We start from the raw sequence: 25,239 nt of genomic DNA on the forward strand, positions 1-25,239 counted from the left end.
GTGGCGGCGTTGCCTTACCCGGCCTACAAACTGCTCGATGCGGTTTTCACCCTCTCCCCTCTGGGGAGAGGGCCGGGGTGAGGGGCTGAAAACCCCCGTCCCCAACCCACCCGGCAAGCCGTGAATACACCACGTCCACCGCCTCTTTCACCGGCGGCGTCATCGGATAATAAAACCCGACGATGTCCGGCTGAATGCCCAGAAACAGCACCTCACCCACGTCGTCTTTAATCTGATCCACCAGGTAGTTCAGCGGCATGTTGTGGGTGGTCATCATAAACATCTCGGCGATGTCGTCCGGGTCAATCAGGCGGATCTCGCCGGGGTTGAGCCCCATATCGGTGGCATCGACGATTAACAACCTGTCCGGGCGCAGCTCGCGAATGGCCACCACGTCGTTTTCCGGCGCGCTGCCGCCGTCAATCACCACCCAGTTGCCCGGCGGGTTCGCGGCGCACATCTCCGCCAGCAGCGGGCCCGCGCCGTCGTCGCCCATCATGCTGTTGCCGACACACAGTAAAACGTCAGTCACGTAATCTCCTCACCATCAGGTAGATGGCGCTCTCCTGATGAATATCGTGCAGCATGCAGAGCAGCGTTTTGCTCCACGCCTGCTGCGCCGGGGTTTGTACGCTCAGCGCCGCGTCAAAGGCGTTGGCGAGCATCGTGATATGGTTGGCGTCTATAACGATCTCGCCGTACTTCGGCACGCCCTCCATTTTGCGCCGCGCCACGCTGCCCTCCTCCAGCGTGGCGATCCACGCCAGGTACTCGGGCCACGGGCAGCTTAGCGCCGCCTCCAGGCAGTCGATCACCCCGAGGTGGTGCCCAATCGCCAGGCTGTAATAGACCACCTGCTGCGCCGCATCCGGCGTGGCATCGTTCTCATCAATAAACTTACGGCTCAGCTGGCTGAACACCACCGTTTCACTCATCGGATACGCGCCTCATCCACAATACTGTTCAGGTTTGCCACGATCTCATTGAGACGCGGATCGTTCTCGGCCTCCAGCCAGCGCGCCACCTGATGGTCGCCCTGGCTCAGCAGGCGCAGATAACCGTCGGCAATCTGACGGCCATAGCGGTACCCCGCCAGCCTGCGCGCCGTGCGGTCGATCTTCACCCGCAGCGGCTGCACCATATCCGGGTGCAGGAGAGTGGCTGGCTGGTTGTCCAGCTCGCCCGGCTCGCGGGCGTGGATCTTCTGCTCCAGCAGGCCGAGCGCCATGGCAAAACCGTACAGCGTGGCGGCGGGCGTCGGCGGGCAGCCCGGAATGTAGACGTCCACCGGCACGATTTTGTCGGTGCCGCCCCAGACGCAGTAAAGATCGTGGAAGATGCCGCCGCTGTTGCCGCAGGCGCCGTAGGAGATGCAGATTTTCGGATCCGGCGCAGACTGCCAGGCGCGCAGCGCAGGCGAGCGCATCGCGCGGGTGACCGCGCCGGTGAACAGCAGGATATCCGCGTGGCGCGGGGACGGCACCACTTTGATGCCGAAGCGTTCGGCGTCAAACAGCGGCGACAGGGTGGCGAAGATTTCGATCTCACAGCCGTTGCAGCCGCCGCAGTCCACGCGATAGACGTAGGCCGAGCGTTTGATTTTTTTCAGCAGCGACGCCTTCATGCTGGCGATGGACTCCTCCACCGTCAGCGGTACCGGAATGCCGTTAGCGTCGCGCGGGCCGAGTAAGTTTTCCATCAGCTGGCCTCTCTCATATGACGGGTTAAATCGATGCGGTCAGACGGCAGCAGGCATTTCTGACGTTTGCACTCCGGGCAGGTTTCGAAGCTTTCACGGTGATGCTCCGCACGCACGTCGCCGTTGTGCTTCAGCAGCGCGATGGCGTAGTCGATCTCTTTTTGCACGGCGAACGGACGCTTGCAGACGCGGCAGTTGCACAGCGCAAAGCGCGACTGCTGGAGGAAATCCTCTTTTTTCCACACCGCCAGCTCGTACTCCTGAGACAGGCGAATGGCTACCGTCGGGCAGACCTCCTCGCAGCGGCCGCAGAAGATGCAGCGCCCGAGGTTAAATTGCCAGGCCAGCTCGCCGGTTTTCAGGTCCGTTTCCACCGTTAAGGCATTCGACGGGCAGGCGTTGACGCAGGCCGCGCAGCCGATGCACTGCTGCGGGTTGTGCTCCGGCTTGCCGCGAAAGTTTTTATCCACCGGGATCGGCTCCAGCGGATAACTGCTGGTCTGCGCGCCGGTTTTGATCACTTTTTTGATAAAGGTAAACATCACGAGTCCTTATTTCAGCGGCGAGTTCTTACGCTCGATGCTGTAGCGCTCAAGCTCTTTGTACGGCACCACCTGGCTTTTCTTCTTGCGCACGTCCACGACGGTCATGCGGTCGGTGCAGGAGTAGCACGGATCGAGGCTGCCGATGATCAGCGGCGCGTCAGAGACGGTGTTACCGCGCAGCATGTAGCGCAGGGTTGGCCAGTTGGCGTAGGTCGCCGCACGGCAGCGCCAGCGGTAGAGCTTCTGGTTGTCGCCGGTCATGCTCCAGTGAATGTCATCCCCGCGCGGCGCTTCGGCGAATCCGAGGGCAAAGCGGTTTGGAATGTAGGTGAAGCCTTCCACCATCAGCGGGCCGCCCGGCAGGTTATCGAGGCCGTAGTCGATCATGTTCAGCGCAGTAAACACCTCGTTGATGCGCACCTTCAGGCGGGAGATGACGTCGCAGCCCTGCTCGCTGTGCACGGTCATCGGCAGCAGGCCGTAGCCGACGAACGGGTGATCGGCGCGGGTGTCGCGGGCGTGGCCGCTGGCGCGCACCATCGGGCCGACGTTGCTGAAGTCGCGGGCGATTTCAGGGTCAAGACGACCAATCCCGACGGTGCGCTGCTCGATGTTGGGCGTGCTGAGCAGCATGTCCACCAGCTCCTGCACGTCGCGGCGCATCTGCTGCGCCAGCTGGCGGGTCTGGATCATGTCGTCTTTCAGCAGGTCGCGGCGGATCCCGCCGATCAGGTTCAGGCCGTAGGTTTTACGCGCCCCGGTGAGGATCTCCGCCATCTTCATTGATGCCTCACGCACGCGGAAGAACTGCATAAACCCGGAGTCAAAGCCGACGAAGTGGCAGGCCAGGCCGAGGTTCAGCAGGTGTGAGTGCAGGCGTTCCACCTCCAGCAGAATGGCGCGGATCATCTGCGCGCGTTCCGGCACCACGATCCCCATGCCGTTCTCCACCGAGGTGGTGTAGGCAGTGCTGTGGGCAAAGCCGCAGATGCCGCACACGCGGTCAGAAAGAAACGTGACTTCGTTGTAGCCCATGCGGGTCTCCGCCAGCTTCTCCATGCCGCGGTGGACGTAGAACAGGCGGTAGTCGGCGTCGATAATGTTTTCGCCGTCGACGAACAGGCGGAAGTGGCCCGGTTCGTCAGAGGTGACGTGCAGCGGGCCGATCGGCACCACATTATTCTTCTTGCTGCCCAGCTCGTTGATGAACTCGTAGGTTTCGCTGTCGGTTGTCGGGGCCGGACGCTGGCGGTAGTCCATGCTGTCCTTGCGCAGCGGATAGAGTTCATCCGGCCAGTCGTCCGGCAGCACCAGGCGACGCTCGTCAGGCAGACCAACCGGCACCAGGCCGTACATGTCGCGCACTTCGCGCTCGCCCCAGACGGCGGCGGGTACGCGCGGCGTGACGGACGGGTACTCCGGCTTGTTCGGGTCAACTTCGACGCGCACGGTGAGCCAGCACTTCTCGCCCTGCTCCATCGACATCACGTAGTACACCGCATAGTTGCCGCACAGCTGACGCTCGTCGTTGCCGAACAGCACCGACAGCCAGCCGCCCTGCTGGTAGTAGAGAAACTCCACCACTTCCGGCAGATAGTTCACCTTAATGGTGACGGTTACCTGGTCTTTGGTTTGCCATGACTCCTCCAGCACCACGCCCGGGAAAGCCTGATGCAACGCGGCGAGATACTGCTGACCTTTCTTTTCTTCAGACATAAACACTCTCTTTAATCACGCCACCAGCAAGGAGACGAACGCTAAAAATGCAAAACCAAAACCAGCCCAGGTAATGCGTGACGTTTCGACAAAACGCAGGCGCGCCATGCTGTTTTCAAACAGGGCAATCACCAGCACGCCGATAAGCAGCTTGAGCGCAGCCACCACAACGGCCAGCAGCAGGCCGCCCGCAGAGAAGTGCGTCATCTGCCCCCACGGGAAGAAAACGCCGACGAACATCTGCAACACCACCAGCTGCTTGAGGCTGATGCCCCACTTCAGCACCGCAAAGCCGTAGCCGCTGTACTCGGTGAGTGGCCCCTCCTGCAATTCCTGCTCCGCTTCCGCGAGATCGAACGGCAGCTTGCCCATCTCGATAAAGGTGGCGAACGCGCAGGCGCAGAGCGCCAGCACCAGCGGGAGCGAACGTGAAACCGGCCAGTGGTAAACGGTGTCGGTGATGAAACTGATGTGGGTCGAGCCAGCAACCTGCGCGGCGACCCACAGCCCCAGCAGCAGAATTGGCTCAACCAGCACGCCGAGCATCGCCTCACGACTGGCGCCGATACCCGTAAACGGGCTGCCGGTGTCCAGGCCCGCAATCGCAAAGAAGAAACGCGCGATGGCGAAGAGGTAGATCAGCGTAATCAGATCGCCAAGCACGGGCAGCGGCGAGCCCACCGTCACTACCGGCAGCGCGGTGGCGATGGTCAGCATCACGCCGACCATCACGAACGGCGTCAGGCGGAACACCCAACCTGCGGCATCCGGAGCGACGCTCTGACGGGAGAGCAGCTTGAAGAGATCGCGGTACTCCTGGAGCACGCCAGGCCCGCGACGGTTGTGTAGCCGGGCGCGCGCCACGCGCGTGATGCCCGACAGCAGCGGCGCGGCGGCAAACAGCACCAGCGCCTGAAGAATTGCCAGTAACAAACTCATGTCAGGCTCCTCGTGAAATGACAATCACCACCAGCACCGCCAGCTCGATCAGCGCCAGGCGACGGAACAGCACGGGCACGGCGGCACTCTGCCAGCCCGGCACCCAGCCCACCGGGTTCAGCCAGTGGCGCAGCTTCAGCACGGCGGCGAAGTTCTCCTTCACCGGCATGGCGAAACCGTGGGCGGTGATGACCATCGACTGCTCGTGTTCGTAGCCGCAGGCCCACGCCGCGCCGCGCGAGCGGGAGGCGAGACGGTCGCGTCTGAAGAACAGCATCAGCACGAACGGCAGGAGCGGCGCAGCAATCAGCAGCAGCGCCATCATCGGCTGGGACACGACGGTATGCGCCGTAGCCAGCGGCAACGGAATGGCGTGGCCCAGAAGCGGCAGCAGCCACGGCGCGGCAACCCCACCTGCGATACAGCACAGCGCCAGCGCGACCACGCTGGTGGCCATCAGCACCGGGGCGCAACAGGCGTTTTCCGCTTCGCGGGTGCGCGGCGCACCCAGGAAGGTGACGCCGTAAACCTTCGCCATACACATCACCGCCAGCGCCCCGGTAATCGCCAGCCCAACCGCCAGCAGCGGGCCGAGCAGCCGCGCGATAAACGCGTCGCTCTGGCCGAGCGCGAAGAAGGATTGATAGATCACCCACTCCCCGGCAAAGCCGTTCAGCGGCGGAAGCGCGGCCATCGCCATCAGCCCGACCAGCATCGCCAGCGAAATGACGGGCATTTTTTTGCCAATCCCGCCGAGCTTTTCAATATCGCGGTGCCCGGTGCGAAACCAGACGCTGCCCGCGCCGAGGAACAGGGTGCTTTTAAACAGGCTGTGGTTGATAAGGTGATACAGACCGCCAATAAACCCGGCGGCAATCAGCGCCGGCTGGTTGAGCGCCAGCCCGCTGACACCCGCGCCCATGCCGAGCAGGATGATGCCGATATTCTCCAGGGTGTGGTACGCCAGCAGGCGCTGGATGTTATGCTCCATCAGGGCGTACAGCCCGCCGACAAATGCGGTGATCATCCCCGCAATCAGCAGCGCCACGCCCCACCACAGCGGCGGCTGGCCGCCCGTCAGGGTTATCGTCAGGATGCCGAACAGACCGACCTTCATCACCACGGTGGAGAACAGCGCGGCAGCCGGGGCCGAGGCATTGGCATGCGCCTGCGGCACCCAGCCGTGCAGCGGGATAATCCCGGCCAGCAGGCCAAAACCGACTACGCCCAACAGCCAGACGTCATTCCCCAGCGGCTGGCCGTTAAGCACGGCAAAGTCCAGCGTGCCGAAACGCTGCCACACCAGCCAGCAGGCCAGCGCCAGCAGCAGCGTGCCGAGTCGTCCGAGCGCAAACCACAGCTTGCCGGAGGCGCTGCATCCGGTCAGGAACACGCCGCACAGGGCCATGATTTCAGCCATCACCACCAGCGCGCCGAGGTTGCTGGCGACAACAGTGCAGACCGCGGCGGCCATCAACAGGTTAACCAGCAGGCCGTTGGCGTTGGTGTGCTGATGGCGGTGCCAGTCGATATTAAACAGGCTGATAAACAACCCACACAGACCAAAGGTGACCAGCCAGATGGCATTTAGCGGCGTAAGCTCAACGGCGTGGTGGATCAGCGGGATGAGGGTGTCGACGGATTGGCCGTCGATCAGGACAACGCCGCCCGCCGCCAGCGTCATCAGGCTGCCGACCGCCCCGCCGATACCGGCGATCCAGCCGCTCAGCGTTTTATGGAAGGAGAGGAGCAGCGCCAGGACAGCGGCGGCGGCAAACCAGGCCACGCCGCTGGTCATCATAACTATCGCGTTCATTTCGCCCCCTCGTTAATCGCCCGCAGCAGCGAAAGATCGCCGACGTCAGTATTGATGGTCAGCTCGCGCTTGCGTTTGCTGGTGCGGGCGATGTCGCGAATATTAACCAGAATTAACGCTTTGGTCGGACAGGTGCGCACGCAGGCCGGACCTTGTTCATCGAAGCTGCACAGGTCGCACTTCACCGCAACGGCACGAATGCCCGGCACCCAGTCGAGCAGCGTGCTCACGCGTGCCGGAGCCGGTGGCGCAGGCGGCGCTTTCGGGGTGTTGGCATTCGCCGGAATATGCAGCGGACGGCTGCCGGAAAACTCAATGGCGCCAAACGGACAGGCGATGCCGCACAGCTTGCAGCTCACGCACAGGCTTTCGTTCAGCTGTACCGCGCCGTCAACGCGGGTGATGGCATTGACGGGACAGACGCCCGCGCATGGCGCGTCTTCACAGTGGTGACAGAGCTGCGGGGCAGACTCTTTCTCATTACGCATGACGCGCAGGCGCGGCATGGACTGTAGCCCGTGCAGGCGGTGCGTTTCCGAGCACGCCGCCTCACAGGTTCGACAGCCAATACAGACCGTCGAGTCAGCAATTACAAAACGGTTCACCGGGTCATCCTCTGGTGATGGTCATTTTTGACGAAAAAAAACTGTCTTATCGACACTTCTCGACACTCGCTCTTCAGGCCACGTTCGCGGAGGATTTTCCGTCGATCAGCTGTTTCAGGTTGATCGGCTGATCGTGCTCAACGGCAGCGTAGAGGCCGTTATAAACCGGCGCGATTTTCTCCAGATAGTGCTCCAGCACCTGCTGGCGATCGCGGGTGCTGACGTGACCGTCCACCATGCCGTCGGCCATCAGTTGGGCTTTCGCAATACACTGTTTTTCACCCTCTTTTGTCTCAACGTAATACTCAATGGTGTGGCTGTTGAAGCTCTCCGCCAGGGTGACAAAAATCGTGAAGTGACCAAACAACACAAAGCGCATGTCCCCCTGCGCCGCGCAGCTCATGGCATGGTGCAGACGGGCTTTTGACAGGGTGATCCCCTGAATCAGAGAGTTGCAGTAGAGGTGCCACTGATCCTGAAGCTGCTGATGACGTTGCGCGATGTAATCCGCTTTTTCGCTAATTTCCCAAATAGTCATAAAAGGTATCCGGTTAATGGAGTTAGCGGCTGTTAAGCAGATTTCGTGCCAGTTTTTAATTTATTGATTTAAATGGATTTTAAAGAGATGCGCACTGTCACCGCTGCGGTGTCGACGTGTCATTTCGACAGCGTTGACATCGTCACGCCGTAACGCAAATCAAGCTGGCACTGTTATTGCATTGAAGGGGCAATTCATTAAGGAGGCGTCATGCACGAAATCACCCTCTGCCAGCGGGCACTGGAACTTATCGAACAGCAGGCTGTGCAGAACCATGCGAAGCGCGTGACCGGCGTCTGGCTGAAGGTCGGGGCGTTTTCCTGCGTCGAGACCAGCGCCCTCACCTTCTGTTTTGAGCTGGTGTGCCGCGGCACGCTGGCGGAGGGTTGCGCACTGCATATCGAGGAGCAGCAGGCGGAGTGCTGGTGCGAGCAGTGTCAGCAGTACGTCACGCTGCTGTCATCGAAGGTACAGCGCTGTCCGCAGTGCCAGAGCAGCGGGCTGCGCATCGTGGCGGATGACGGTATGCAGATCCAACGCCTCGAAATCGAGAAGGAGTAATGTATGTGTGGTACCTGCGGTTGCGCTGAAGGCAACCTGTATATAGAAGGGGATGAACACCGTCCCCACTCCGCGTTTCGCTCCGCACCCTTTTCTCCTGCACCGCGTCCCGCGGCGGCACTGACCGGCATCACCTTTGCGCCACAGCGTTCAGACGCGGGCGACCTGCATTACGGCCACGGCGAAGCAGGCACCCACGCGCCGGGCATCAGCCAGCGCGAGATGCTGGAGGTGGAGATTAACGTGCTGGACAAAAATAACCAGCTCGCCGCCCGCAATCGCGCCCGCTTTGCCGCCCGTCAACAGCTGGTACTGAACCTGGTCTCCAGCCCCGGCTCCGGTAAAACCACCCTGCTGACCGAAACCCTCAAACGACTGAATAAACGTGTCTCCTGCGCCGTTATCGAAGGCGATCAGCAAACGGTAAACGACGCGGCGCGCATCCGCGAAACCGGTACGCCCGCGATTCAGGTCAACACCGGCAAGGGCTGCCACCTGGATGCGCAGATGATTGCCGACGCCGCCCCGCGCCTGCCGCTGGCGGATAACGGCATCCTGTTTATTGAAAACGTCGGCAACCTGGTCTGCCCGGCAAGCTTCGACCTCGGCGAGCGGCATAAAGTGGCGGTGCTCTCCGTGACCGAAGGGGAAGACAAGCCGCTGAAGTATCCACATATGTTTGCCGCCGCCTCCCTCATGCTGCTGAACAAAGTCGACCTGCTGCCGTACCTGAATTTCGACGTGGATAAGTGCCTGGCTTACGCCCGGGAAGTGAACCCGGACATTGAGATCCTGCTGGTTTCCGCCACGCGCGGCGACGGGATGGACGCCTGGCTGAACTGGCTGGAGAGCGAACGATGTGCATAGGCGTCCCCGGACAAATTCATTCGATCGACGGCAATCAGGCCAAAGTGGAGGTCTGCGGCATCCTGCGCGATGTCGATCTGACGCTGGTGGGCAGCCACGATGAGACCGGCGCATCGCGTCTCGGCCAGTGGGTGCTGGTCCACGTGGGGTTTGCCATGAGCGTGATTAATGAGGAAGAAGCACGCGACACGCTGGACGCGCTACAGAATATGTTCGACGTTGAGCCGGACGTGGGTGCCCTGCTGTATGGTGAGGAACGATAACACATGCGTTACGTTGATGAATATCGCGCGCCTGAGCAGGTGTTGCAGCTTATCGATCGCCTGAAAACCCGCGCGTCCCTGCTGGACTACACGAAAGAAAAACCGCTGCGGATCATGGAGGTGTGCGGCGGACACACCCACGCCATCTTCAAATTTGGCCTCGACCAGCTGCTGCCGGAGAACATCGAATTTATCCACGGCCCCGGCTGCCCGGTGTGCGTGCTGCCGATGGGGCGCATCGACAGCTGTCTCGACATCGCCAGCCGCCCCGGTGTGATTTTTTGCACCTTTGGCGACGCCATGCGCGTACCGGGAAAAAATGGCTCGCTGCTCCAGGCGAAGGCGCGCGGCGCGGACGTGCGGATCGTCTACTCACCGATGGATGCCCTTACGCTGGCAGAGGCTAATCCTGAGCGTAAGGTGGTCTTTTTCGGGCTGGGTTTTGAAACCACCATGCCCGCCACCGCTATCACTCTCCAGCAGGCGAAAGCCCGCAACGTCACTAACTTTTACTTTTTCTGCCAGCACATCACGCTTATTCCCACGCTGCGTAGCCTGCTTGAAGCGCCGGACAACGGCATCGACGCCTTCCTGGCACCAGGACACGTCAGCATGGTGATCGGCACAGAAGCCTACGGTTTTATCGCTGAACAGTACAATCGTCCGTTAGTGGTGGCTGGTTTCGAGCCACTTGATCTACTGCAAGGCGTGACCATGCTGGTTGAGCAGAAAATAGCGGCCCTGAGTGTGGTGGAAAATCAGTATCGCCGCGTGGTGCCCGATGCAGGTAACAGACGGGCACAGCAGGCGATAGCCGACGTGTTTAGCGTCGAAGGCGACAGCGAGTGGCGCGGACTGGGGCTGATTGCCGAATCCGGCGTACACCTGACGCCCGCGTATCGCGCCTTCGACGCCGAAGCGCATTTCCGCCCGCAGCCGCAGAAGGTGTGCGACGATCCCCGCGCCCGCTGTGGCGACGTACTCACCGGCAAATGCAAACCTCATCACTGCCCGTTATTTGGCAACGCCTGTAACCCGCAAACCGCGTTTGGCGCGCTGATGGTCTCTTCCGAAGGGGCATGCGCCGCGTGGTATCACTATCGCAACCAGGAGTGTGAAGCATGAACACGGTGGAAATGGCGCACGGAAGCGGTGGACAGGCGATGCAGCAGTTGATTAACAGGCTGTTCATGGAAGCCTTTAACAACCCCTGGCTCGCCGAGCAGGAAGATCAGGCGCGTATTGACCTCGCGGCCCTGACCGCCCACGGCGACAGGCTGGCGTTCTCTACCGACAGCTACGTGATTGACCCACTGTTCTTCCCGGGCGGCGATATCGGCAAGCTCGCCGTCTGCGGCACGGCAAACGACGTGGCCGTCAGCGGCGCGATCCCCCGCTACCTCTCCTGCGGGTTTATCCTCGAAGAAGGGTTACCCATGGAGACGCTCACGGCGGTGGTTAACAGCATGGCGCACACCGCCCGCGAGGCGGGGATCGCCATCGTGACCGGGGATACCAAGGTGGTGCAGCGCGGCGCGGCAGATAAGCTCTTCATTAACACCGCCGGAATGGGGGCGATCCCCGCCGACATTCACTGGGGCGCGCAGCAGCTTTGTGCAGGCGACGTGCTGATTGTCAGCGGCACGCTGGGCTGCCACGGGGCAACCATCCTGAACCTGCGCGAAGGCTTAGGGCTGGATGGCGAGCTGCACAGTGACTGCGCGGTACTCACGCCGCTGATCCAGACGCTGCGCGACATGCCGGGTGTAAAAGCCCTGCGCGACGCCACGCGAGGCGGCGTGAATGCCGTCGTACACGAATTTGCCGCAAGCAGCGGCTGCGGAATTGAACTGACCGAGCGCGGCCTGCCCGTTAAGCCTGCTGTACGCGGGCTGTGCGAGCTATTAGGGCTAGACCCGCTTAACTTTGCCAACGAAGGTAAGCTGGTGATCGGCGTGGAACGCACGGCGGCGGAAGCCGTACTTGAACAACTGCGCGCACATCCCTTAGGGAAAGACGCGGCCATCATCGGCGACGTGGTTGAGCGCAAAGGGGTGCGCCTGACCGGGCTTTACGGCGTGAAGCGCACGCTGGATCTGCCGCACGCTGAACCGTTACCCCGAATTTGCTAGACCGCGCCAAAAGCGGTCAGCGCTGAATGTCTCTTTTTTGCCAGTTTCTATTGGAAAGCAACAATGCCGTATACACCGATGAGCGATCTTGGACAGCAGGGCCTGTTTGACATCACGCGCACACTTTTACAACAGCCCGACCTCGGCGCGCTGAGCGATGCCCTGACGCGGCTGGTCAGGCAATCAGCGCTGGCGGACAGCGCCGCCATTGTGCTCTGGCATAGCGCAACCCACCGCGCGAGCTATTTCTCAACGCGTGATAACGGCAAAATCTTCGAATATGAAGATGAAACGTTTCTGGCCCACGGTCCGGTGCGACGTATTCTCTCCCGCCCGGAAGCGCTGCACTGCAATTTTGACCAATTTCGCCAGGCCTGGCCGAAGCTGGCAGAGAGCAACCTTTACCACCCGTTCGGCCACTACAGCATGCTGCCGCTGGCGGTGGAAGGGCAAATTTTTGGCGGCTGCGAGTTTATCCGTAATAACGACCAGCCCTGGACCGAGGCGGAGTACGAGCGGTTGCATACCTTCACGCAAATTGTGGCCGTCGTGGCAGAGCAGATCCAAAGCCGCGTCACCAATAACGTGGATTACGACCTGTTGAGCCGCGAGCGCGATAATTTCCGCATTCTGGTCGCCATCACCAATGCCGTGCTGTCGCGTCTCGATATGGACGAACTGGTGAGCGAAGTCGCCAAAGAGATCCATCACTATTTCAGGATCGATGCCATCAGCATTGCGCTGCGCGGCAACCGTAAGGGCAAGCTGAACATCTACTCCACCCACTACCTCGACGAAGCTAACCCGGCGCACGAGCAAAGCGAAGTGGACGAAGCGGGAACCCTGTCTGAACGGGTATTTAAAAGCAAAGAGATCCTGCTGTTAAACCTCAGCGAGCAGGATCCGGTAGCGCCCTACGAGCGGATGCTGTTTAACACCTGGGGCAACAAGATCCAGACCCTGTGCCTGCTGCCGCTGATGTCCGGCAACACCATGCTCGGCGTGCTTAAACTGGCGCAGTGCGATGAAGCCGTATTTACCACCGCCAACCTGAAGCTGCTGCGCCAGATCGCCGAACGTATCTCCATTGCGCTGGATAACGCCCTCGCCTATCAGGAGATCCACCGTCTGAAAGAACGGCTGGTGGACGAAAACCTGGCGCTGACCGAGCAGCTCAACAATGTGGACAGCGAGTTTGGCGAAATCATCGGACGCAGCGATGCCATGTACAACATCCTCAAGCAGGTGGAGATGGTGGCGCAGAGCGACAGCACGGTGCTGATCCTAGGTGAAACCGGCACAGGGAAAGAGCTGATTGCCCGGGCGATCCACAACCTGAGCAACCGCAACAGCCGCCGGATGGTGAAGATGAACTGCGCGGCGATGCCTGCGGGCTTACTGGAAAGCGACCTGTTCGGCCACGAGCGCGGCGCGTTTACCGGCGCCAGCAGCCAGCGGCTGGGCCGTTTTGAACTGGCGGATAAAAGCTCGTTGTTCCTCGACGAAGTGGGCGATATGCCGCTGGAGCTTCAGCCTAAGCTGCTGCGCGTTTTGCAGGAGCAGGAGTTCGAGCGTCTCGGCAGCAACAAGCTGATCCAGACCGACGTGCGTCTGATTGCCGCCACCAACCGCGATCTGAAAAAAATGGTCGCCGACCGCGAGTTTCGCAGCGATCTTTACTATCGTCTGAACGTCTTCCCGATCTGCCTGCCGCCGCTGCGCGAACGCCCGGAAGATATTCCGCTGCTGGTGAAAGCCTTTACCGCGAAGATTGCCCGCCGGATGGGGCGAAATATCGACAGTATTCCTGCCGAAACGCTACGCACCCTTTCGGCGATGGAGTGGCCGGGGAACGTGCGCGAGCTGGAAAACGTCATTGAGCGCGCGGTCCTGCTGACGCGCGGGAACGTGCTCCAGCTCTCCCTGCCAGAGGTTACTCTCTCTGAAACGACCGTGGCCGCAAGCGAGCTTGCGAAAGAGGGAGAAGATGAATATCAGCTCATTATGCGAGTGCTGAAGGAGACCAACGGCGTGGTAGCCGGACCGAAAGGTGCGGCGCAACGGCTGGGGCTGAAGCGTACTACCCTGCTCTCGCGTATGAAGCGTCTGGGAATCGATAAAGAGAGCCTGAAATAACCCGTCATTCCGTCAGCGGGTACATATTGCTCCCGCGCTGGCGCAGGGATATTTGGTGCTCTTTTTCTGTCTGCCTGCGCCGCGCCGTAGCCCTGAGCGTGATTTGTCGTCCACTGCGGCGCTGAGACGATTATTTTTTAGGCCGATACTTTTCCGGTAATTCCGGAACCGGACGACGATCGTCGATCAGATGTCGGATGGTCAGAATCGGATGACGCCATAACATACGTGGCCCTGCCCAGCGCATTACCTGCTTCATCTCTTCCCGTCGGGCGGGCTGATAACAGTGCACCGGGCACTGTTTGCAGGCAGGTTTTTCCTCACCAAACACGCATTTATCCAGCCGCTTATCGGCATAAGCCTTAAGCGCCGAATAGTGCCCCTCTTCTTTTATGGCGTGCGGACACCTGTTTTCGTACAGGGCGATCATTCTGGCGATCGTCTTTTTTTCTCGTGAAATACGTTTACCGGACATAACGTCGTCCTCAACAATAAAGTGTATTTATAATACCTTTTTATCCGCACATTTTCAGTTATTGCATTCCGTTTTCTGAAGCGTCCTTCCAGAATTACCCCTCCCCTCGCTGCGTTTTACTGGTATTTTATACAGGTGTAAATAACCGCATTCACCGGAGAGCTTATGCAACAGATCGCGATCGCCAAACCCTATCGGCACTTAAAAGTGGGTTACTTCAGAAAACGTCATGAAGACCGTAAAACGAAAATTCCAAAACGCTACAGCGTACACGCAGCGCTGAGCCTGAAAGGCGACTGGCTTGAACAAGCGGGATTTACCACCAACTCGCAGGTTCGGGTGGGCGTCGAGCACGGAAAAATCATCATTGAATTAATAGCGGAAGATGCCTCGTAAAGTCGTGACTTTTTTCTGCGCCGCACCTTTTTTTCATGCGACAATAGAAGGAACAATCGGCCATTGAGCCGCTCAAAGCGTAATATTTTCAAAGAAATGGATATCATAACTCCATGAGCACAATCGACAATTTCGACGCGCATACGCCGATGATGCAGCAATACCTGAAGCTGAAGGCACAGCATCCGGAAATTCTGCTGTTTTACCGTATGGGCGATTTTTACGAGCTTTTTTATGACGATGCGAAACGTGCGTCTCAGCTGCTCGACATTTCTCTGACGAAACGTGGCGCGTCGGCAGGCGAACCCATCCCGATGGCGGGTATCCCGCATCACGCGGTTGAAAACTATCTGGCGAAGCTGGTGAACCAGGGCGAATCTGTCGCTATCTGCGAACAAATTGGCGACCCGGCCACGTCGAAAGGCCCCGTTGAGCGCAAGGTCGTACGCATCGTGACGCCGGGAACCATCAGCGATGAAGCCCTGCTTCAGGAGCGCCAGGATAACCTGCTGGCGGCGATCTGGCAGGACGGTAAAGGGTTTGGCTACGCCACGCTGGATATCAGCTCCGGTCGTTTTCGCCTGAGTGAACCGGCTGACCGTGAAACCATGGCGGCTGAACTACAGCGCACTAATCCGGCAGAACTGCTTTATGCAGAGGATTTCGCCGAGATGGCGCTGGTTGAAGGTCGCCGCGGCCTGCGTCGTCGTCCACTGTGGGAGTTCGAAATTGATACCGCGCGCCAGCAGCTGAACCTGCAATTTGGCACGCGCGATTTGATTGGCTTTGGTGTGGAAAATGCCCCGCGCGGGCTATGTGCCGCAGGCTGCCTGTTGCAGTACGTGAATGATACGCAGCGTACCGCCCTGCCCCATATCCGTTCAATTACCATGGAGCGTCAGCAGGACAGCATCATCATGGATGCCGCCACGCGCCGCAACCTGGAGATCACGCAGAACCTCGCTGGCGGCATGGAAAATACGCTGGCGTCGGTTCTTGACAGCACGGTTACCCCCATGGGCAGCCGTATGCTCAAACGCTGGCTGCATATGCCGATCCGCAACACCGAAACGCTGATTGGCCGTCAGCAAACCATTGCCGCATTGCAGGATCGTTACACCGAATTGCAGCCGGTGCTGCGTCAGGTGGGTGACCTTGAGCGTATCCTGGCGCGCCTGGCATTGCGTACCGCGCGTCCACGCGATCTCGCCCGTATGCGTCACGCTTTCCAGCAGTTGCCGGAACTGCGCGCTCAGCTGGGAGAGATCGACAGCGCGCCAGTGCAAAAGCTGCGCGAAACCATGGGCGAATTTACCGAGCTTCGCGAACTGCTGGAACGCGCCATCATTGATGCGCCGCCTGTTCTGGTGCGGGATGGCGGGGTTATTGCTCCGGGTTATAACGAAGAGCTGGACGAATGGCGTGCGCTGGCCGATGGCGCGACGGATTATCTGGATAAGCTGGAAATCCGCGAGCGTGAACGTCTGGGGCTCGACACCCTGAAAGTCGGCTACAACGCCGTACACGGTTACTATATCCAGATCAGTCGTGGGCAGAGCCACCTGGCACCGATTCACTACGTTCGCCGCCAGACGCTGAAAAATGCCGAGCGCTACATTATTCCCGAGCTGAAAGAGTACGAAGACAAAGTGCTCACGTCGAAAGGTAAAGCGCTGGCGCTGGAGAAACAGCTGTATGACGAGCTGTTCGACATCCTGTTGCCGCATCTGGCTGACCTTCAAATGAGCGCCGCTGCGCTGGCCGAGCTGGATGTGCTGGTAAACCTGGCCGAGCGCGCCGAAACGCTGAACTACACCTGTCCAACCTTTACTGACAAGCCCGGCATTCGCATTACCGAAGGTCGCCATCCGGTGGTTGAGCAGGTGCTGAACGAGCCGTTTATTGCCAACCCGTTGAACCTGTCACCGCAGCGAAGAATGCTGATCATTACCGGCCCCAATATGGGCGGTAAAAGTACCTATATGCGCCAGACAGCCCTTATCGCGCTGCTCGCCTACATCGGCAGCTACGTTCCGGCGCAGAAGGTTGAGATTGGCCCTGTCGACCGTATCTTCACCCGTGTGGGTGCGGCGGACGATCTGGCGAGCGGTCGCTCTACCTTTATGGTCGAGATGACCGAAACCGCCAACATTCTGCATAACGCGACAGAGAACAGTCTGGTGTTGATGGACGAAGTAGGACGCGGTACCTCCACCTATGACGGCCTGTCCCTGGCCTGGGCGTGCGCGGAAAGTCTGGCGAATAAAATCAAGGCGCTGACGCTGTTCGCGACGCACTATTTCGAACTAACACAGCTGCCAGAGAAAATGGAAGGCGTGGCTAACGTTCACCTTGATGCGCTTGAGCACGGCGACACCATCGCCTTTATGCACACGGTGCAGGACGGCGCGGCAAGCAAGAGCTATGGCCTGGCCGTCGCCGCGCTGGCGGGTGTGCCGAAAGAGGTGATTAAGCGCGCGCGTCAGAAATTGCGTGAGCTGGAAAGTTTGTCACCGAATGCGGCAGCTACGCAGATAGATGGTACGCAGATGTCACTGCTGGCGGTGCCGGAAGAGACATCTCCGGCTGTGGAAGCGCTGGAAAATCTCGATCCGGATTCGCTGACGCCGCGTCAGGCGCTGGAGTGGATTTATCGGTTGAAGAGTCTGGTTTAGTTCTCTGCGGTCTTTTTTGCCGGGTGGCGGCTTCGCCTTACCCGGCCTACAAAACCCGTAGGCCCGGTAAGCGTAGCGCCACCGGGCAAAAGATCGCACAATATTAACGCCCGGTAAGCGCAGCGCCTCCGGGCTTTTTATTACAGCAGCGGCGGGATCGTCGGCACCTGCGGTGCTTCATCAATATCCTTCTGCGTCATGCGGAACGCTTCCGGGTAATGCTCACGGCTGGTACGGCGCAGCGGTTCGGTATCGCGCCAGGTATACAGACAGTGCTGACACTGGTATACCGTCCAGACACCTTTCACCGGTGATGTTGCCATCACCTCAATATGTTCATCGGCACAACGTGGACAAATCATTTTTTCCTCCTTATTGACGTGCCGCCAGCATCGCGGTCAGTTTTTCGGCCCAGGCTTTGGTTTCAGGGAGATCCTGTACCGGCTGGCTGTAGTGACCACGGTTGTCCGGAGCGACAGGGGTGGTGGCATCAATGATCAGCTTGTCAGTGATCCCCGCCGGGCTGGAGCCGGGGTCAAGCTCCAGCACAGACATATTCGGTAGCTGCACCAGATCGCCAGCCGGATTGACCTTCGATGACAGCGCCCACATCACCTGCGGCAGGTTAAACGGATCGACGTCCTCATCCACCATAATCACCATTTTCACGTAACCCAGACCGTGTGGCGTGGTCATGGCGCGGAGCCCGACCGCACGGGCAAAACCGCCGTATCGTTTTTTGGTGGAGATAATCGCCAGCAGGCCGTGGGTGTACATGGCGTTTACCGCCTGCACTTCCGGGAATTCCGCCTTCAGCTGCTGATAGAGCGGCACGCAGGTAGCGGGCCCCATCAGATAATCAATCTCGGTCCACGGCATCCCCAGGTAGAGAGATTCGAAAATGGGTTTTGTGCGGTAAGAGACTTTATCAATGCGCACGACCGTCATGTTGCGCCCGCCGGAGTAGTGTCCGGTAAACTCACCGAATGGCCCTTCAATTTCACGTTTTCGGCCTTCAATCACCCCTTCGAGGATCACTTCCGACCCCCACGGCACATCGAAACCGGTCAGCGGAGCCGTCGCAATCGGATACGGGCTTTCGCGTAGCGCACCGGCCATCTCATACTCGGATTGATCGTATTTCAGCGGCGTGGCGCCCATCAGGGTGATGATCGGATCGTTACCCAGCGTAATGGCAACAGGCAGGTCTTCGCCGCGCTCTTCTGCCTTATGCAGATGCAGCGCGATATCATGCATCGGCACCGGTTGCAGGCCGAGCTTACGCTTACCCTTCACTTCCATACGGTAAATCCCGACGTTCTGCTTGCCGAAGTGATCGGGGTCGAGCGGATCGCGGGAGACAACGCACGCTTTATCGAGATAAAAGCCCCCGTCACCGTCGTTCAGGCGGAACAGCGGCAGAATGTCGAACAGGTTGATGTCTTCCCCATCCACCGTGTTCTGCGCCCAGGCCGGATTTGCACGACGCTCTGGCGAGACGGGGAATTTGTCCCAGCGACGAATAAACTCGTCGATCTGTTTTTTCACCGGGGTATTTGCTGGCAGCCCCATCGAAATAGCGTGGTTTTGCCACGAGCCGATAGTGTTCATCACCACACGGGCATCGGTGAAGCCGCGAATATTATCGAACCACAGCGCAGGCGCACCATCGCCAATGCGTCCGGTAGCGTTGGCGGCGGCCGCTAAATCCGGCTCAGCGTTTACCTCTTCCTCAATTTTCAGCAGCTGCCCTTGCTCATCGAGCGCCTGCAAGAAGCTTCTCAAATCATCAAATGCCATCTTTATTCTCCTGTGAAAAATGTTTCGCTGCCTGCAAACCTTCCCAGCGTCGGGCTTTTTTATGCTCCAGACCAAACTGGTCGAGAACGCGGGTCACGATATGCTGGGTTATGTCATCGGCGGTTTGTGGGTGGTTGTAGTACGCAGGCATAGGCGGCACCATCGCCACGCCCATGCGGGAAAGGGCAAGCATGTTCTCAAGATGGATGGTGCTGAGCGGCGTCTCACGCGGAACCAGCACCAGCTTGCGTCCCTCTTTCAGCACCACGTCTGCCGCACGCCCTACCAGCCCTTCGGCGTAGCCCGCGCGGATACCCGCCAGCGTTTTCATGCTGCACGGAATGACGATCATGCCGTCGGTGCGAAACGAGCCGGAGGAGATGGTGGCAGCCTGATCGGCCGGGCTATGGACGACATCCGCCAGTGCAGCAACGTCATGCGCAGTGAAGGGCGTTTCCAGCTCAATCGTGGTTTTTGCCCACTTCGACATCACCAGATGCGTTTCCACCTCCGGCATTTCCCGCAGCGCCTGCAACAACGCCACGCCTAATGGCGCACCCGTCGCGCCCGTCATTCCCACAATCAATCTCATTCAGCACCTCAATTAGTTTGTTCGTATACGAACATATTAACTAAACTACGCCTCGATCCTGCTGCTGACAAGATCGTTCGCATACGATCACACTATTCGCTAAAAACTCTCACGTTAAAATTCAGCCCGAGAGCGGCTATCATAGAGGGAGTATTTTTCCGTCGGAGTGTCCATGGAGTTAAGACAAGAAGCGTTTCACCTGCTACGTCAGCTTTTTCAACAGCATACCGCCCAGTGGCAACACGCATTGCCCGAACTGACCAAACCACAATATGCGGTGATGCGGTCAATTGCTGAAAATCCTGGCATTGAGCAGGTTGCCCTGACTGAAGTCGCGGTGAGCACCAAAGCGACGCTGGCAGAAATGCTGAGCCGCATGGAAGCACGCGGCCTGGTCAGGCGCGAGCACGATCCGGCGGACAAACGCCGTCGGTTTGTCTTTCTGACGGCCGAAGGTGAGGCCCTGCTTGAGAGCAGTAAACCGATTGGAAATGAGGTGGATGAGGCGTTTTTAGGGCGCCTTAACGGCGCGGAACGAGAGCAATTTTCAGCGCTCATTAAAAAGATGATGCAGGGTTAAGTAACCCTGACGCGCATAAAATCAATAAATGTTCGCACTTTCGCGGGCACATGCCGGGCATCGGGATAAACAGCATAGATGCCCTGCTGAGCAAACGTGTACTCCGGTAACAGCGAGACCAGTTCCCCCGCATCCAGTGCGTTACGCACCAGCCACTCCGGCAACAGCGCCACGCCACATCCCGCGAGGGCAAAAGCCATCAACGCCTGGGCACTGTCTGCATACAGGCGCGGCGCTTTTCTGATCTCAAAGGAAACCGGATGCCGATCTACGCCTCTCACCTGCCAGCGCAGCGGCGACGTTAAACGCTCGTGAATGATCCAGTCCGCTTCCGCCAGCTGCTCCAGCGAGTCAACCGGATGGTTTGCCAGCCAGCATGGCGTAGCCACGGGCAGGATGGTGAAGGAGGTCATCAACGCGGCGTGGTAGCGCGAATCTGCAAGCGTGCCGAGCCGGATAGCGACATCGAAGCGCTCGGCGATAAGATCGGCATGCAAAGAGGACGAGACATGCCGCACGCGGAGATCAGGGTGCAGCTGGCTAAACTCAGCCAGCAAAGGCACCACCACCTGCGAGCCATACTCGGGCGTGGTGGTGATCCGCAGTTCTCCCGTCAGCCCGGCGTGGTTGGCGCGAACATCATCCTGCAATCGCTCTGCATCCCGTAACAGCATCACGCTTCGTTGATGAAAGAGCTTCCCCGCTTCGGTCAGCGTCAGGCGTCGGGTGGTTCGCAGCAACAGGGTGACGCCCAGCTCCTCTTCAAGCTGACGAATATGAAAGCTGACCACCGCTTTTGTCAGCCCCATCGCCTCCGCCGCGGCGGTGAAACTGCCGGTGTCCGCTACGGCGATAAACATCGCCGTACGCTGTAAATTAAGCATCGCTTGCCTGGTTAACTGTCAAAATAATGTTGACAGTATATCGTCCTTTGTCGCGTTTATCCGTAACGCGCGGGCCGATACGATACGCCACCTCACCGGAGGAACTTCCATGACGTATCGCAGCAAAATCGCCGTCGTCTTTCTGCTCGGCTTTTTCCTTGATTTGATAAACATGTTTATTGCCAGCGTCGCCTTTCCGGCGATGGCTCACGCATTCAATACCACACCTTCCGCGCTTGCCTGGGTAAGTAACGGATACATTGCCGGGCTGACGTTAGTCATCCCATTCAGCAGTATTCTGACGCGCCGCGTCGGGCCGAAGCGCGTTATTCTGCTCTCACTGCTTCTCTTTAGCGCGGCCTCCGTTGCGGCGGGTCTCTCCTCTTCTCTGGAAAGTCTGATTGCCTGGCGAGTCGTACAGGGCGCCGGAGGGGGTTTACTGATCCCGGTTGGTCAGGCGCTGACCTGGCAACAGTTTAAGCCTCATGAGCGGGCCAGACTCTCCTCGGCGGTGATGCTGGTCGCACTGCTTGCCCCCGCGTGCTCACCGGCTGTGGGCGGCATGCTGGTTCAGACATTCAGCTGGCGCTGGATATTTTTTGCCACCCTGCCCGTCGCCATTGTCACCTTTGTTTTGGCCTGCGCGTGGCTTAAAACAGAACCGTCACCGATAAACACCACCAGAATAGTAAACCTGTCTTTGCTGACGGATCCGCTGTTGCGCTTATCCATGCTTATCTATGTGTGCGTACCCGGCATCTTTATTGGCGTGAACGTAACGGGCATGTATTACCTTCAGAGCGAGGCCAATATGACGCCCACCGCAACGGGCATGCTTATGCTGCCGTGGTCTGTGGCATCGTTTTTGGCTATCACCGCGACAGGACGCTATTTCAACCGTATCGGCCCGCGGCCGCTGGTGGTCATCGGTTGCCTTTTGCAGGCAACGGGCATTCTGCTTTTAATCAACGTCGGCCCGGCTATGCTGTTACCTGCCGTTGCGTTTGCGTTAATGGGTGCGGGGGGAAGCCTTTGCAGCAGTACGGCTCAGAGCAGCGCGTTTTTGACAACGCGGCGGGAAGATATGCCTGATGCCAGTGCGCTATGGAATCTGAATCGTCAGTTGAGCTTTTTTGCGGGTACCCTGCTGCTGGCGCAGGCGCTGAGCTTCATGCAAGCTTATTTTACGCCGCTGGCCGCCTGGCACGGGATGTTTATTTTTGCCGCAGTTATCACTCTGCTGCCCGTACTGTACGTCTACCGTCTTAATAACACGCAGTTACTTGCGCAACTGCAACAGGAGCAACCATGACTCATTTCGAACAAGAGATCCTCGACATCCACGTCGCCCTTGAAAACTGGTTAGGTGCAGGCGAAGGCGATCGGGACACCCTGCTCGCCCGTTTTCGTCCGGATTTTCTGATGGTTCCACCGAGTGGCACCCATTTAGATCATCACGCTCTGGCCCAATTTTTATATGCGCAGCGGGGAACCCGACCCGGGCTCAGGATCGGCATTGATGCGCTAACGACGCTTCAGACATGGGACAACGGCGCGGTGCTCCATTACCGGGAGACGCAAACCCGGCCAGGCCAGCCCGTCAACGTGCGCTGGTCAACCGCGGTGCTTAATCAGGAAGGGGATAACATCACCTGGCGTTTGCTGCACGAAACGGCGCAATCGTAAGGCATAAAAAAGGCCCGTCTCACGACGGGCCTTTTCTGACGAATGGTTGCTTACTCGCGGAACAGCGCTTCGATATTCAGACCTTGCCCTTGCAGGATTTCACGCAGGCGGCGTAGCCCTTCAACCTGAATCTGACGAACACGTTCACGGGTCAGGCCAATCTCACGGCCGACATCTTCCAGTGTCGCAGCTTCATACCCCAGTAAACCGAAACGACGTGCCAGCACTTCACGCTGTTTGGCGTTCAGTTCGAACAGCCATTTGACGATGCTCTGTTTCATGTCATCGTCCTGCGTGGTGTCTTCCGGGCCGTTGTCTTTTTCATCGGCCAGGATGTCCAGCAGCGCTTTTTCGGAGTCACCACCCAGCGGGGTGTCAACCGAGGTAATGCGCTCGTTGAGACGCAGCATACGGCTTACGTCATCAACCGGTTTGTCGAGTTGCTCTGCGATCTCTTCCGCACTTGGCTCGTGGTCCAGTTTATGGGACAACTCGCGCGCGGTACGCAGATAAACATTCAACTCTTTGACGATGTGGATCGGCAGTCGAATCGTACGGGTCTGGTTCATAATAGCCCGTTCGATGGTCTGACGAATCCACCAGGTCGCGTAGGTTGAGAAACGGAACCCGCGTTCCGGGTCAAACTTCTCAACTGCGCGGATGAGACCTAAGTTGCCCTCTTCAATCAGATCCAGCAGAGCCAGACCACGATTGCCGTAACGGCGGGCAATTTTCACGACCAGTCGCAGGTTACTTTCGATCATGCGACGACGCGAGGCAACATCACCACGCAAAGCACGACGTGCGAAATAGACTTCTTCTTCGGCCGTTAGCAGTGGGGAGTAACCAATCTCCCCAAGGTAAAGCTGAGTCGCGTCCAGCACACGCTGTGTGGCACCCTGCGATAACAGCTCTTCTTCAGCCAAATCGTTATCACTGGGTTCCTCTTCTACTAAGGCTTTTTCGTCAAAAGCCTCTGATCCGTTCTCATCAAATTCCGCGTCTTCATTTAAATCATGAACTTTCAGCGTATTCTGACTCATAAAGGTGGCTCCTACCCGTGATCCCTGGACGAGACACCCTGGCTGGCATGCCCCGTCAATTTATCGCTGCGGTAAATATTGCAGCGGGTTTACGGATTTCCCCTTGTAACGAATTTCAAAATGCAAGCGTGTAGAACTGGTTCCGGTGCTACCCATGGTAGCGATTTTTTGCCCCGCCTTAACTTCTTGTTGTTCCCGGACCAGCATAGTGTCGTTATGGGCGTAGGCACTCAGGTAATCATCGTTATGTTTGATGATAATAAGATTACCGTAACCGCGCAGTGCGTTACCGGCATAGACAACGCGTCCGTCTGCGGTCGCGATGATTGCCTGTCCTTTACTGCCTGCGATATCGATCCCTTTGTTGCCCCCCTCAGAGGTAGCGAAGTTCTCGATAATCTTGCCGTCAGTTGGCCAGCGCCAGGTGGTGATTGACGAGCTGGCATTCTGACTGCTTGCAGTCGGTACAGTAGAGCTAACCACAGGTGCCGTAGTCGGTGCTGTGACAACAGTCGCAGTACCTTTATTATTCGGCAACATTTTGTTAGCACTCTGATCACCTGAATCCTCAGAATACGTAATTACAGGTTGTGAAGCAACCACCGTGGTGGTTTTTTGTGCAGGAGTAACGCTGTTATTTTGCGCAGTTACGTCGGCCGCTGAAACGGTGTTGCCTGGCGTAAGCGGTGTCCCCGTCGCGTTGCCAACCTGAAGCGTTTGCCCGACTTCCAGAGCATACGGGGCCTGGACGTTGTTTCGCTGTGCCAGATCGCGGAAATCGTTCCCGGTGATCCAGGCAATATAGAACAGCGTATCGCCGCGCTTCACGGTATAGGTGCTGCCGCCGGTATAGCTACCTTTCGGAATGTTCCCATACTTACGGTTATACACTATGCGGCCATTTTCAGTCTGAACAGGCTGTTCCACTGCCTGAATCTGCGTAGGCTGCGTAACTGGACGTTGAACCGGCTGGATCTGCGGAGTTTGCTGCGCCGTTGAGGTGCCCATTTTAGGCGGAGGGGTGATCAACATTCCGCTGGACGTGTTACCCGAGCCGCTGGTTCCATTAACGGAACTGACGGGCGCAGGCGCGTTATTTGAACTTGTACAGCCTGCCAGCCAGAGCGAAACCAGTGATAATGCCGCAACACGGCTGATGGTGAATTTTGGGCTTCCCGCGCTCATTTATCCCCCAGGAATGTGTTAACTACCAGTGACTTAAAAATAACCGTGATGGCACGAATCTATCGCGCCACACCATACGCTGAATTTGCCTTAATAACCCTGGAAA

Annotated in this window: 28 protein-coding genes; 12 read left to right on the forward strand and 16 right to left on the reverse strand. The window is 58.6% G+C overall.

Features of this window, described 5'->3' with window-relative positions; genetic code table 11:
- Nucleotides 1–46: 46 nt before the first annotated feature.
- The 9 genes from hycI to hycA form a co-directional block, all read right to left on the reverse strand.
- Nucleotides 47–532 carry a hydrogenase maturation peptidase HycI gene (gene hycI, locus ACQG0S_RS17100; protein ID WP_022649159.1) on the reverse strand — a complete coding sequence of 162 codons (486 nt, stop codon included), beginning with the start codon at nt 530–532 and terminating at the stop codon, nt 47–49.
- Nucleotides 525–935, reverse strand: coding sequence for a formate hydrogenlyase maturation HycH family protein (locus ACQG0S_RS17105; protein WP_045620863.1), 411 nt, complete (start codon nt 933–935; stop codon nt 525–527). The genes hycI and ACQG0S_RS17105 overlap by 8 nt, the downstream gene beginning before the upstream one ends.
- Nucleotides 932–1,699, reverse strand: coding sequence for an NADH-quinone oxidoreductase subunit B family protein (locus tag ACQG0S_RS17110; RefSeq protein WP_426750627.1), 768 nt, complete (start codon nt 1,697–1,699; stop codon nt 932–934). The genes ACQG0S_RS17105 and ACQG0S_RS17110 overlap by 4 nt, the downstream gene beginning before the upstream one ends.
- Entirely contained in the window at nt 1,699–2,241 is a 543-nt protein-coding gene (locus tag ACQG0S_RS17115; RefSeq protein WP_003862138.1) for a formate hydrogenlyase complex iron-sulfur subunit, read from the reverse strand. Before ACQG0S_RS17115 ends, ACQG0S_RS17110 begins: the two co-directional genes overlap by 1 nt.
- A 9-nt stretch (nt 2,242–2,250) precedes the next feature.
- Complete coding sequence (hycE, locus tag ACQG0S_RS17120; RefSeq protein WP_022649163.1) at nt 2,251–3,960, reverse strand: formate hydrogenlyase subunit HycE; 1,710 nt, start codon at nt 3,958–3,960, stop codon at nt 2,251–2,253.
- 15 nt (nt 3,961–3,975) lie between these two features.
- Nucleotides 3,976–4,899 (reverse strand): respiratory chain complex I subunit 1 family protein, encoded by a 924-nt coding sequence (locus ACQG0S_RS17125; protein WP_032625965.1) that lies wholly within the window; start codon nt 4,897–4,899, stop codon nt 3,976–3,978.
- 1 nt (nt 4,900) lies between these two features.
- Entirely contained in the window at nt 4,901–6,715 is a 1,815-nt protein-coding gene (hycC, locus tag ACQG0S_RS17130; RefSeq protein ID WP_038416592.1) for a formate hydrogenlyase subunit 3, read from the reverse strand.
- Nucleotides 6,712–7,320 carry a 4Fe-4S dicluster domain-containing protein gene (locus ACQG0S_RS17135; protein ID WP_048966182.1) on the reverse strand — a complete coding sequence of 203 codons (609 nt, stop codon included), beginning with the start codon at nt 7,318–7,320 and terminating at the stop codon, nt 6,712–6,714. Before ACQG0S_RS17135 ends, hycC begins: the two co-directional genes overlap by 4 nt.
- A 73-nt stretch (nt 7,321–7,393) precedes the next feature.
- Nucleotides 7,394–7,858: a formate hydrogenlyase regulator HycA gene (gene hycA / locus ACQG0S_RS17140; protein ID WP_022649167.1), complete on the reverse strand. Its 465-nt coding sequence runs from the start codon at nt 7,856–7,858 to the stop codon at nt 7,394–7,396.
- A 210-nt stretch (nt 7,859–8,068) separates the two neighbouring features.
- Between hycA and hypA the strand changes: the two genes are divergently transcribed.
- The 6 genes from hypA to flhA all read left to right on the forward strand — a co-directional run bounded on the left by hypA (nt 8,069) and on the right by flhA (nt 13,817).
- A complete protein-coding gene (gene hypA / locus ACQG0S_RS17145) occupies nt 8,069–8,419 on the forward strand; it encodes a hydrogenase maturation nickel metallochaperone HypA (RefSeq protein WP_022649168.1) in 351 nt (116 codons plus the stop codon).
- A gap of 3 nt (nt 8,420–8,422) precedes the next feature.
- On the forward strand, nt 8,423–9,286 hold the full coding sequence (hypB, locus tag ACQG0S_RS17150; protein ID WP_426750629.1) for a hydrogenase nickel incorporation protein HypB: 864 nt from the start codon (nt 8,423–8,425) through the stop codon (nt 9,284–9,286).
- Nucleotides 9,277–9,549: a HypC/HybG/HupF family hydrogenase formation chaperone gene (locus ACQG0S_RS17155; RefSeq protein ID WP_003862132.1), complete on the forward strand. Its 273-nt coding sequence runs from the start codon at nt 9,277–9,279 to the stop codon at nt 9,547–9,549. Before hypB ends, ACQG0S_RS17155 begins: the two co-directional genes overlap by 10 nt.
- A 3-nt stretch (nt 9,550–9,552) precedes the next feature.
- Nucleotides 9,553–10,674, forward strand: a complete 1,122-nt coding sequence (gene hypD, locus ACQG0S_RS17160; protein WP_045308749.1) for a hydrogenase formation protein HypD — start codon at nt 9,553–9,555, stop codon at nt 10,672–10,674.
- The gene (gene hypE, locus ACQG0S_RS17165) at nt 10,671–11,681 is read left to right on the forward strand and encodes a hydrogenase expression/formation protein HypE (RefSeq protein WP_023298473.1); all 1,011 of its coding nucleotides are present in this window, start codon (nt 10,671–10,673) and stop codon (nt 11,679–11,681) included. Before hypD ends, hypE begins: the two co-directional genes overlap by 4 nt.
- Before the next feature lie 63 nt (nt 11,682–11,744).
- Complete coding sequence (gene flhA, locus ACQG0S_RS17170; RefSeq protein ID WP_023330179.1) at nt 11,745–13,817, forward strand: formate hydrogenlyase transcriptional activator FlhA; 2,073 nt, start codon at nt 11,745–11,747, stop codon at nt 13,815–13,817.
- 130 nt (nt 13,818–13,947) lie between these two features.
- Here flhA and ACQG0S_RS17175 read toward each other — a convergent pair whose 3' ends face one another.
- Nucleotides 13,948–14,292 carry a nitrous oxide-stimulated promoter family protein gene (locus tag ACQG0S_RS17175; RefSeq protein WP_022649174.1) on the reverse strand — a complete coding sequence of 115 codons (345 nt, stop codon included), beginning with the start codon at nt 14,290–14,292 and terminating at the stop codon, nt 13,948–13,950.
- A gap of 165 nt (nt 14,293–14,457) precedes the next feature.
- Between ACQG0S_RS17175 and ACQG0S_RS17180 the strand changes: the two genes are divergently transcribed.
- Together ACQG0S_RS17180 and mutS are read left to right on the forward strand one after the other, a co-directional pair.
- Complete coding sequence (locus ACQG0S_RS17180; protein WP_022649175.1) at nt 14,458–14,688, forward strand: SymE family type I addiction module toxin; 231 nt, start codon at nt 14,458–14,460, stop codon at nt 14,686–14,688.
- A gap of 113 nt (nt 14,689–14,801) precedes the next feature.
- A complete protein-coding gene (gene mutS / locus ACQG0S_RS17185; RefSeq protein WP_426750633.1) occupies nt 14,802–17,363 on the forward strand; it encodes a DNA mismatch repair protein MutS in 2,562 nt (853 codons plus the stop codon).
- 140 nt (nt 17,364–17,503) lie between these two features.
- On the opposite strand, the gene ACQG0S_RS17190 is transcribed toward mutS, so the two are convergent.
- The 3 genes from ACQG0S_RS17190 to ACQG0S_RS17200 are packed head-to-tail and all read right to left on the reverse strand — an operon-like array spanning nt 17,504 to nt 19,755.
- Entirely contained in the window at nt 17,504–17,725 is a 222-nt protein-coding gene (locus tag ACQG0S_RS17190; protein ID WP_003862116.1) for a non-oxidative hydroxyarylic acid decarboxylases subunit D, read from the reverse strand.
- Nucleotides 17,726–17,735: 10 nt separating this feature from the next.
- On the reverse strand, nt 17,736–19,163 hold the full coding sequence (locus tag ACQG0S_RS17195) for a non-oxidative hydroxyarylic acid decarboxylases subunit C (RefSeq protein WP_046618650.1): 1,428 nt from the start codon (nt 19,161–19,163) through the stop codon (nt 17,736–17,738).
- Nucleotides 19,153–19,755, reverse strand: coding sequence for a non-oxidative hydroxyarylic acid decarboxylases subunit B (locus ACQG0S_RS17200; protein WP_003862111.1), 603 nt, complete (start codon nt 19,753–19,755; stop codon nt 19,153–19,155). Before ACQG0S_RS17200 ends, ACQG0S_RS17195 begins: the two co-directional genes overlap by 11 nt.
- Before the next feature lie 172 nt (nt 19,756–19,927).
- Here ACQG0S_RS17200 and ACQG0S_RS17205 point away from each other — a divergent pair, with 172 nt between their 5' ends.
- A complete protein-coding gene (locus ACQG0S_RS17205) occupies nt 19,928–20,335 on the forward strand; it encodes a MarR family winged helix-turn-helix transcriptional regulator (RefSeq protein ID WP_022651767.1) in 408 nt (135 codons plus the stop codon).
- Here ACQG0S_RS17205 and ACQG0S_RS17210 read toward each other — a convergent pair.
- Nucleotides 20,332–21,219: a LysR family transcriptional regulator gene (locus ACQG0S_RS17210; RefSeq protein WP_048966185.1), complete on the reverse strand. Its 888-nt coding sequence runs from the start codon at nt 21,217–21,219 to the stop codon at nt 20,332–20,334. The two genes, ACQG0S_RS17205 and ACQG0S_RS17210, sit on opposite strands and share 4 nt — an antisense overlap.
- Before the next feature lie 109 nt (nt 21,220–21,328).
- On the opposite strand from ACQG0S_RS17210, the gene ACQG0S_RS17215 reads away from it, so the two are divergent.
- Nucleotides 21,329–22,531, forward strand: coding sequence for an MFS transporter (locus tag ACQG0S_RS17215; protein WP_046618653.1), 1,203 nt, complete (start codon nt 21,329–21,331; stop codon nt 22,529–22,531).
- A complete protein-coding gene (locus ACQG0S_RS17220; RefSeq protein ID WP_046618656.1) occupies nt 22,528–22,905 on the forward strand; it encodes a DUF4440 domain-containing protein in 378 nt (125 codons plus the stop codon). Before ACQG0S_RS17215 ends, ACQG0S_RS17220 begins: the two co-directional genes overlap by 4 nt.
- Nucleotides 22,906–22,955: 50 nt before the next feature.
- Here ACQG0S_RS17220 and rpoS read toward each other — a convergent pair whose 3' ends face one another.
- Entirely contained in the window at nt 22,956–23,948 is a 993-nt protein-coding gene (gene rpoS / locus ACQG0S_RS17225; protein ID WP_022649182.1) for an RNA polymerase sigma factor RpoS, read from the reverse strand.
- A gap of 60 nt (nt 23,949–24,008) precedes the next feature.
- Nucleotides 24,009–25,082 carry a murein hydrolase activator NlpD gene (gene nlpD, locus ACQG0S_RS17230; RefSeq protein WP_306307778.1) on the reverse strand — a complete coding sequence of 358 codons (1,074 nt, stop codon included), beginning with the start codon at nt 25,080–25,082 and terminating at the stop codon, nt 24,009–24,011.
- Here nlpD and ACQG0S_RS17235 point away from each other — a divergent pair.
- Nucleotides 25,024–25,155, forward strand: a complete 132-nt coding sequence (locus tag ACQG0S_RS17235; protein WP_306173474.1) for a peptidase — start codon at nt 25,024–25,026, stop codon at nt 25,153–25,155. The genes nlpD and ACQG0S_RS17235 overlap by 59 nt on opposite strands.
- Nucleotides 25,156–25,239 lie beyond the last annotated feature (84 nt).

The sequence above is a fragment of the Enterobacter cloacae complex sp. 418I7 genome, from assembly GCF_050030705.1.
GTDB classification, from domain to species: domain Bacteria; phylum Pseudomonadota; class Gammaproteobacteria; order Enterobacterales; family Enterobacteriaceae; genus Enterobacter; species Enterobacter intestinihominis.

What these genes read in the sequence shown, in the direction of transcription:
- ACQG0S_RS17105 (WP_045620863.1), bottom strand. Translation starts at nt 935, where the DNA reads ATGAGTGAAACGGTGGTGTTCAGCCAGCTGAGCCGTAAGTTTATTGAT.
- ACQG0S_RS17110 (WP_426750627.1), bottom strand. Translation starts at nt 1,699, where the DNA reads ATGGAAAACTTACTCGGCCCGCGCGACGCTAACGGCATTCCGGTACCG.
- ACQG0S_RS17115 (WP_003862138.1), bottom strand. Translation starts at nt 2,241, where the DNA reads ATGTTTACCTTTATCAAAAAAGTGATCAAAACCGGCGCGCAGACCAGC.
- hycE (WP_022649163.1), bottom strand. Translation starts at nt 3,960, where the DNA reads ATGTCTGAAGAAAAGAAAGGTCAGCAGTATCTCGCCGCGTTGCATCAG.
- ACQG0S_RS17125 (WP_032625965.1), bottom strand. Translation starts at nt 4,899, where the DNA reads ATGAGTTTGTTACTGGCAATTCTTCAGGCGCTGGTGCTGTTTGCCGCC.
- hycC (WP_038416592.1), bottom strand. Translation starts at nt 6,715, where the DNA reads ATGAACGCGATAGTTATGATGACCAGCGGCGTGGCCTGGTTTGCCGCC.
- hycA (WP_022649167.1), bottom strand. Translation starts at nt 7,858, where the DNA reads ATGACTATTTGGGAAATTAGCGAAAAAGCGGATTACATCGCGCAACGT.
- hypA (WP_022649168.1), top strand. Translation starts at nt 8,069, where the DNA reads ATGCACGAAATCACCCTCTGCCAGCGGGCACTGGAACTTATCGAACAG.
- hypB (WP_426750629.1), top strand. Translation starts at nt 8,423, where the DNA reads ATGTGTGGTACCTGCGGTTGCGCTGAAGGCAACCTGTATATAGAAGGG.
- ACQG0S_RS17155 (WP_003862132.1), top strand. Translation starts at nt 9,277, where the DNA reads ATGTGCATAGGCGTCCCCGGACAAATTCATTCGATCGACGGCAATCAG.
- hypD (WP_045308749.1), top strand. Translation starts at nt 9,553, where the DNA reads ATGCGTTACGTTGATGAATATCGCGCGCCTGAGCAGGTGTTGCAGCTT.
- hypE (WP_023298473.1), top strand. Translation starts at nt 10,671, where the DNA reads ATGAACACGGTGGAAATGGCGCACGGAAGCGGTGGACAGGCGATGCAG.
- flhA (WP_023330179.1), top strand. Translation starts at nt 11,745, where the DNA reads ATGCCGTATACACCGATGAGCGATCTTGGACAGCAGGGCCTGTTTGAC.
- ACQG0S_RS17175 (WP_022649174.1), bottom strand. Translation starts at nt 14,292, where the DNA reads ATGTCCGGTAAACGTATTTCACGAGAAAAAAAGACGATCGCCAGAATG.
- ACQG0S_RS17180 (WP_022649175.1), top strand. Translation starts at nt 14,458, where the DNA reads ATGCAACAGATCGCGATCGCCAAACCCTATCGGCACTTAAAAGTGGGT.
- mutS (WP_426750633.1), top strand. Translation starts at nt 14,802, where the DNA reads ATGAGCACAATCGACAATTTCGACGCGCATACGCCGATGATGCAGCAA.
- ACQG0S_RS17190 (WP_003862116.1), bottom strand. Translation starts at nt 17,725, where the DNA reads ATGATTTGTCCACGTTGTGCCGATGAACATATTGAGGTGATGGCAACA.
- ACQG0S_RS17195 (WP_046618650.1), bottom strand. Translation starts at nt 19,163, where the DNA reads ATGGCATTTGATGATTTGAGAAGCTTCTTGCAGGCGCTCGATGAGCAA.
- ACQG0S_RS17200 (WP_003862111.1), bottom strand. Translation starts at nt 19,755, where the DNA reads ATGAGATTGATTGTGGGAATGACGGGCGCGACGGGTGCGCCATTAGGC.
- ACQG0S_RS17205 (WP_022651767.1), top strand. Translation starts at nt 19,928, where the DNA reads ATGGAGTTAAGACAAGAAGCGTTTCACCTGCTACGTCAGCTTTTTCAA.
- ACQG0S_RS17210 (WP_048966185.1), bottom strand. Translation starts at nt 21,219, where the DNA reads ATGCTTAATTTACAGCGTACGGCGATGTTTATCGCCGTAGCGGACACC.
- ACQG0S_RS17215 (WP_046618653.1), top strand. Translation starts at nt 21,329, where the DNA reads ATGACGTATCGCAGCAAAATCGCCGTCGTCTTTCTGCTCGGCTTTTTC.
- ACQG0S_RS17220 (WP_046618656.1), top strand. Translation starts at nt 22,528, where the DNA reads ATGACTCATTTCGAACAAGAGATCCTCGACATCCACGTCGCCCTTGAA.
- rpoS (WP_022649182.1), bottom strand. Translation starts at nt 23,948, where the DNA reads ATGAGTCAGAATACGCTGAAAGTTCATGATTTAAATGAAGACGCGGAA.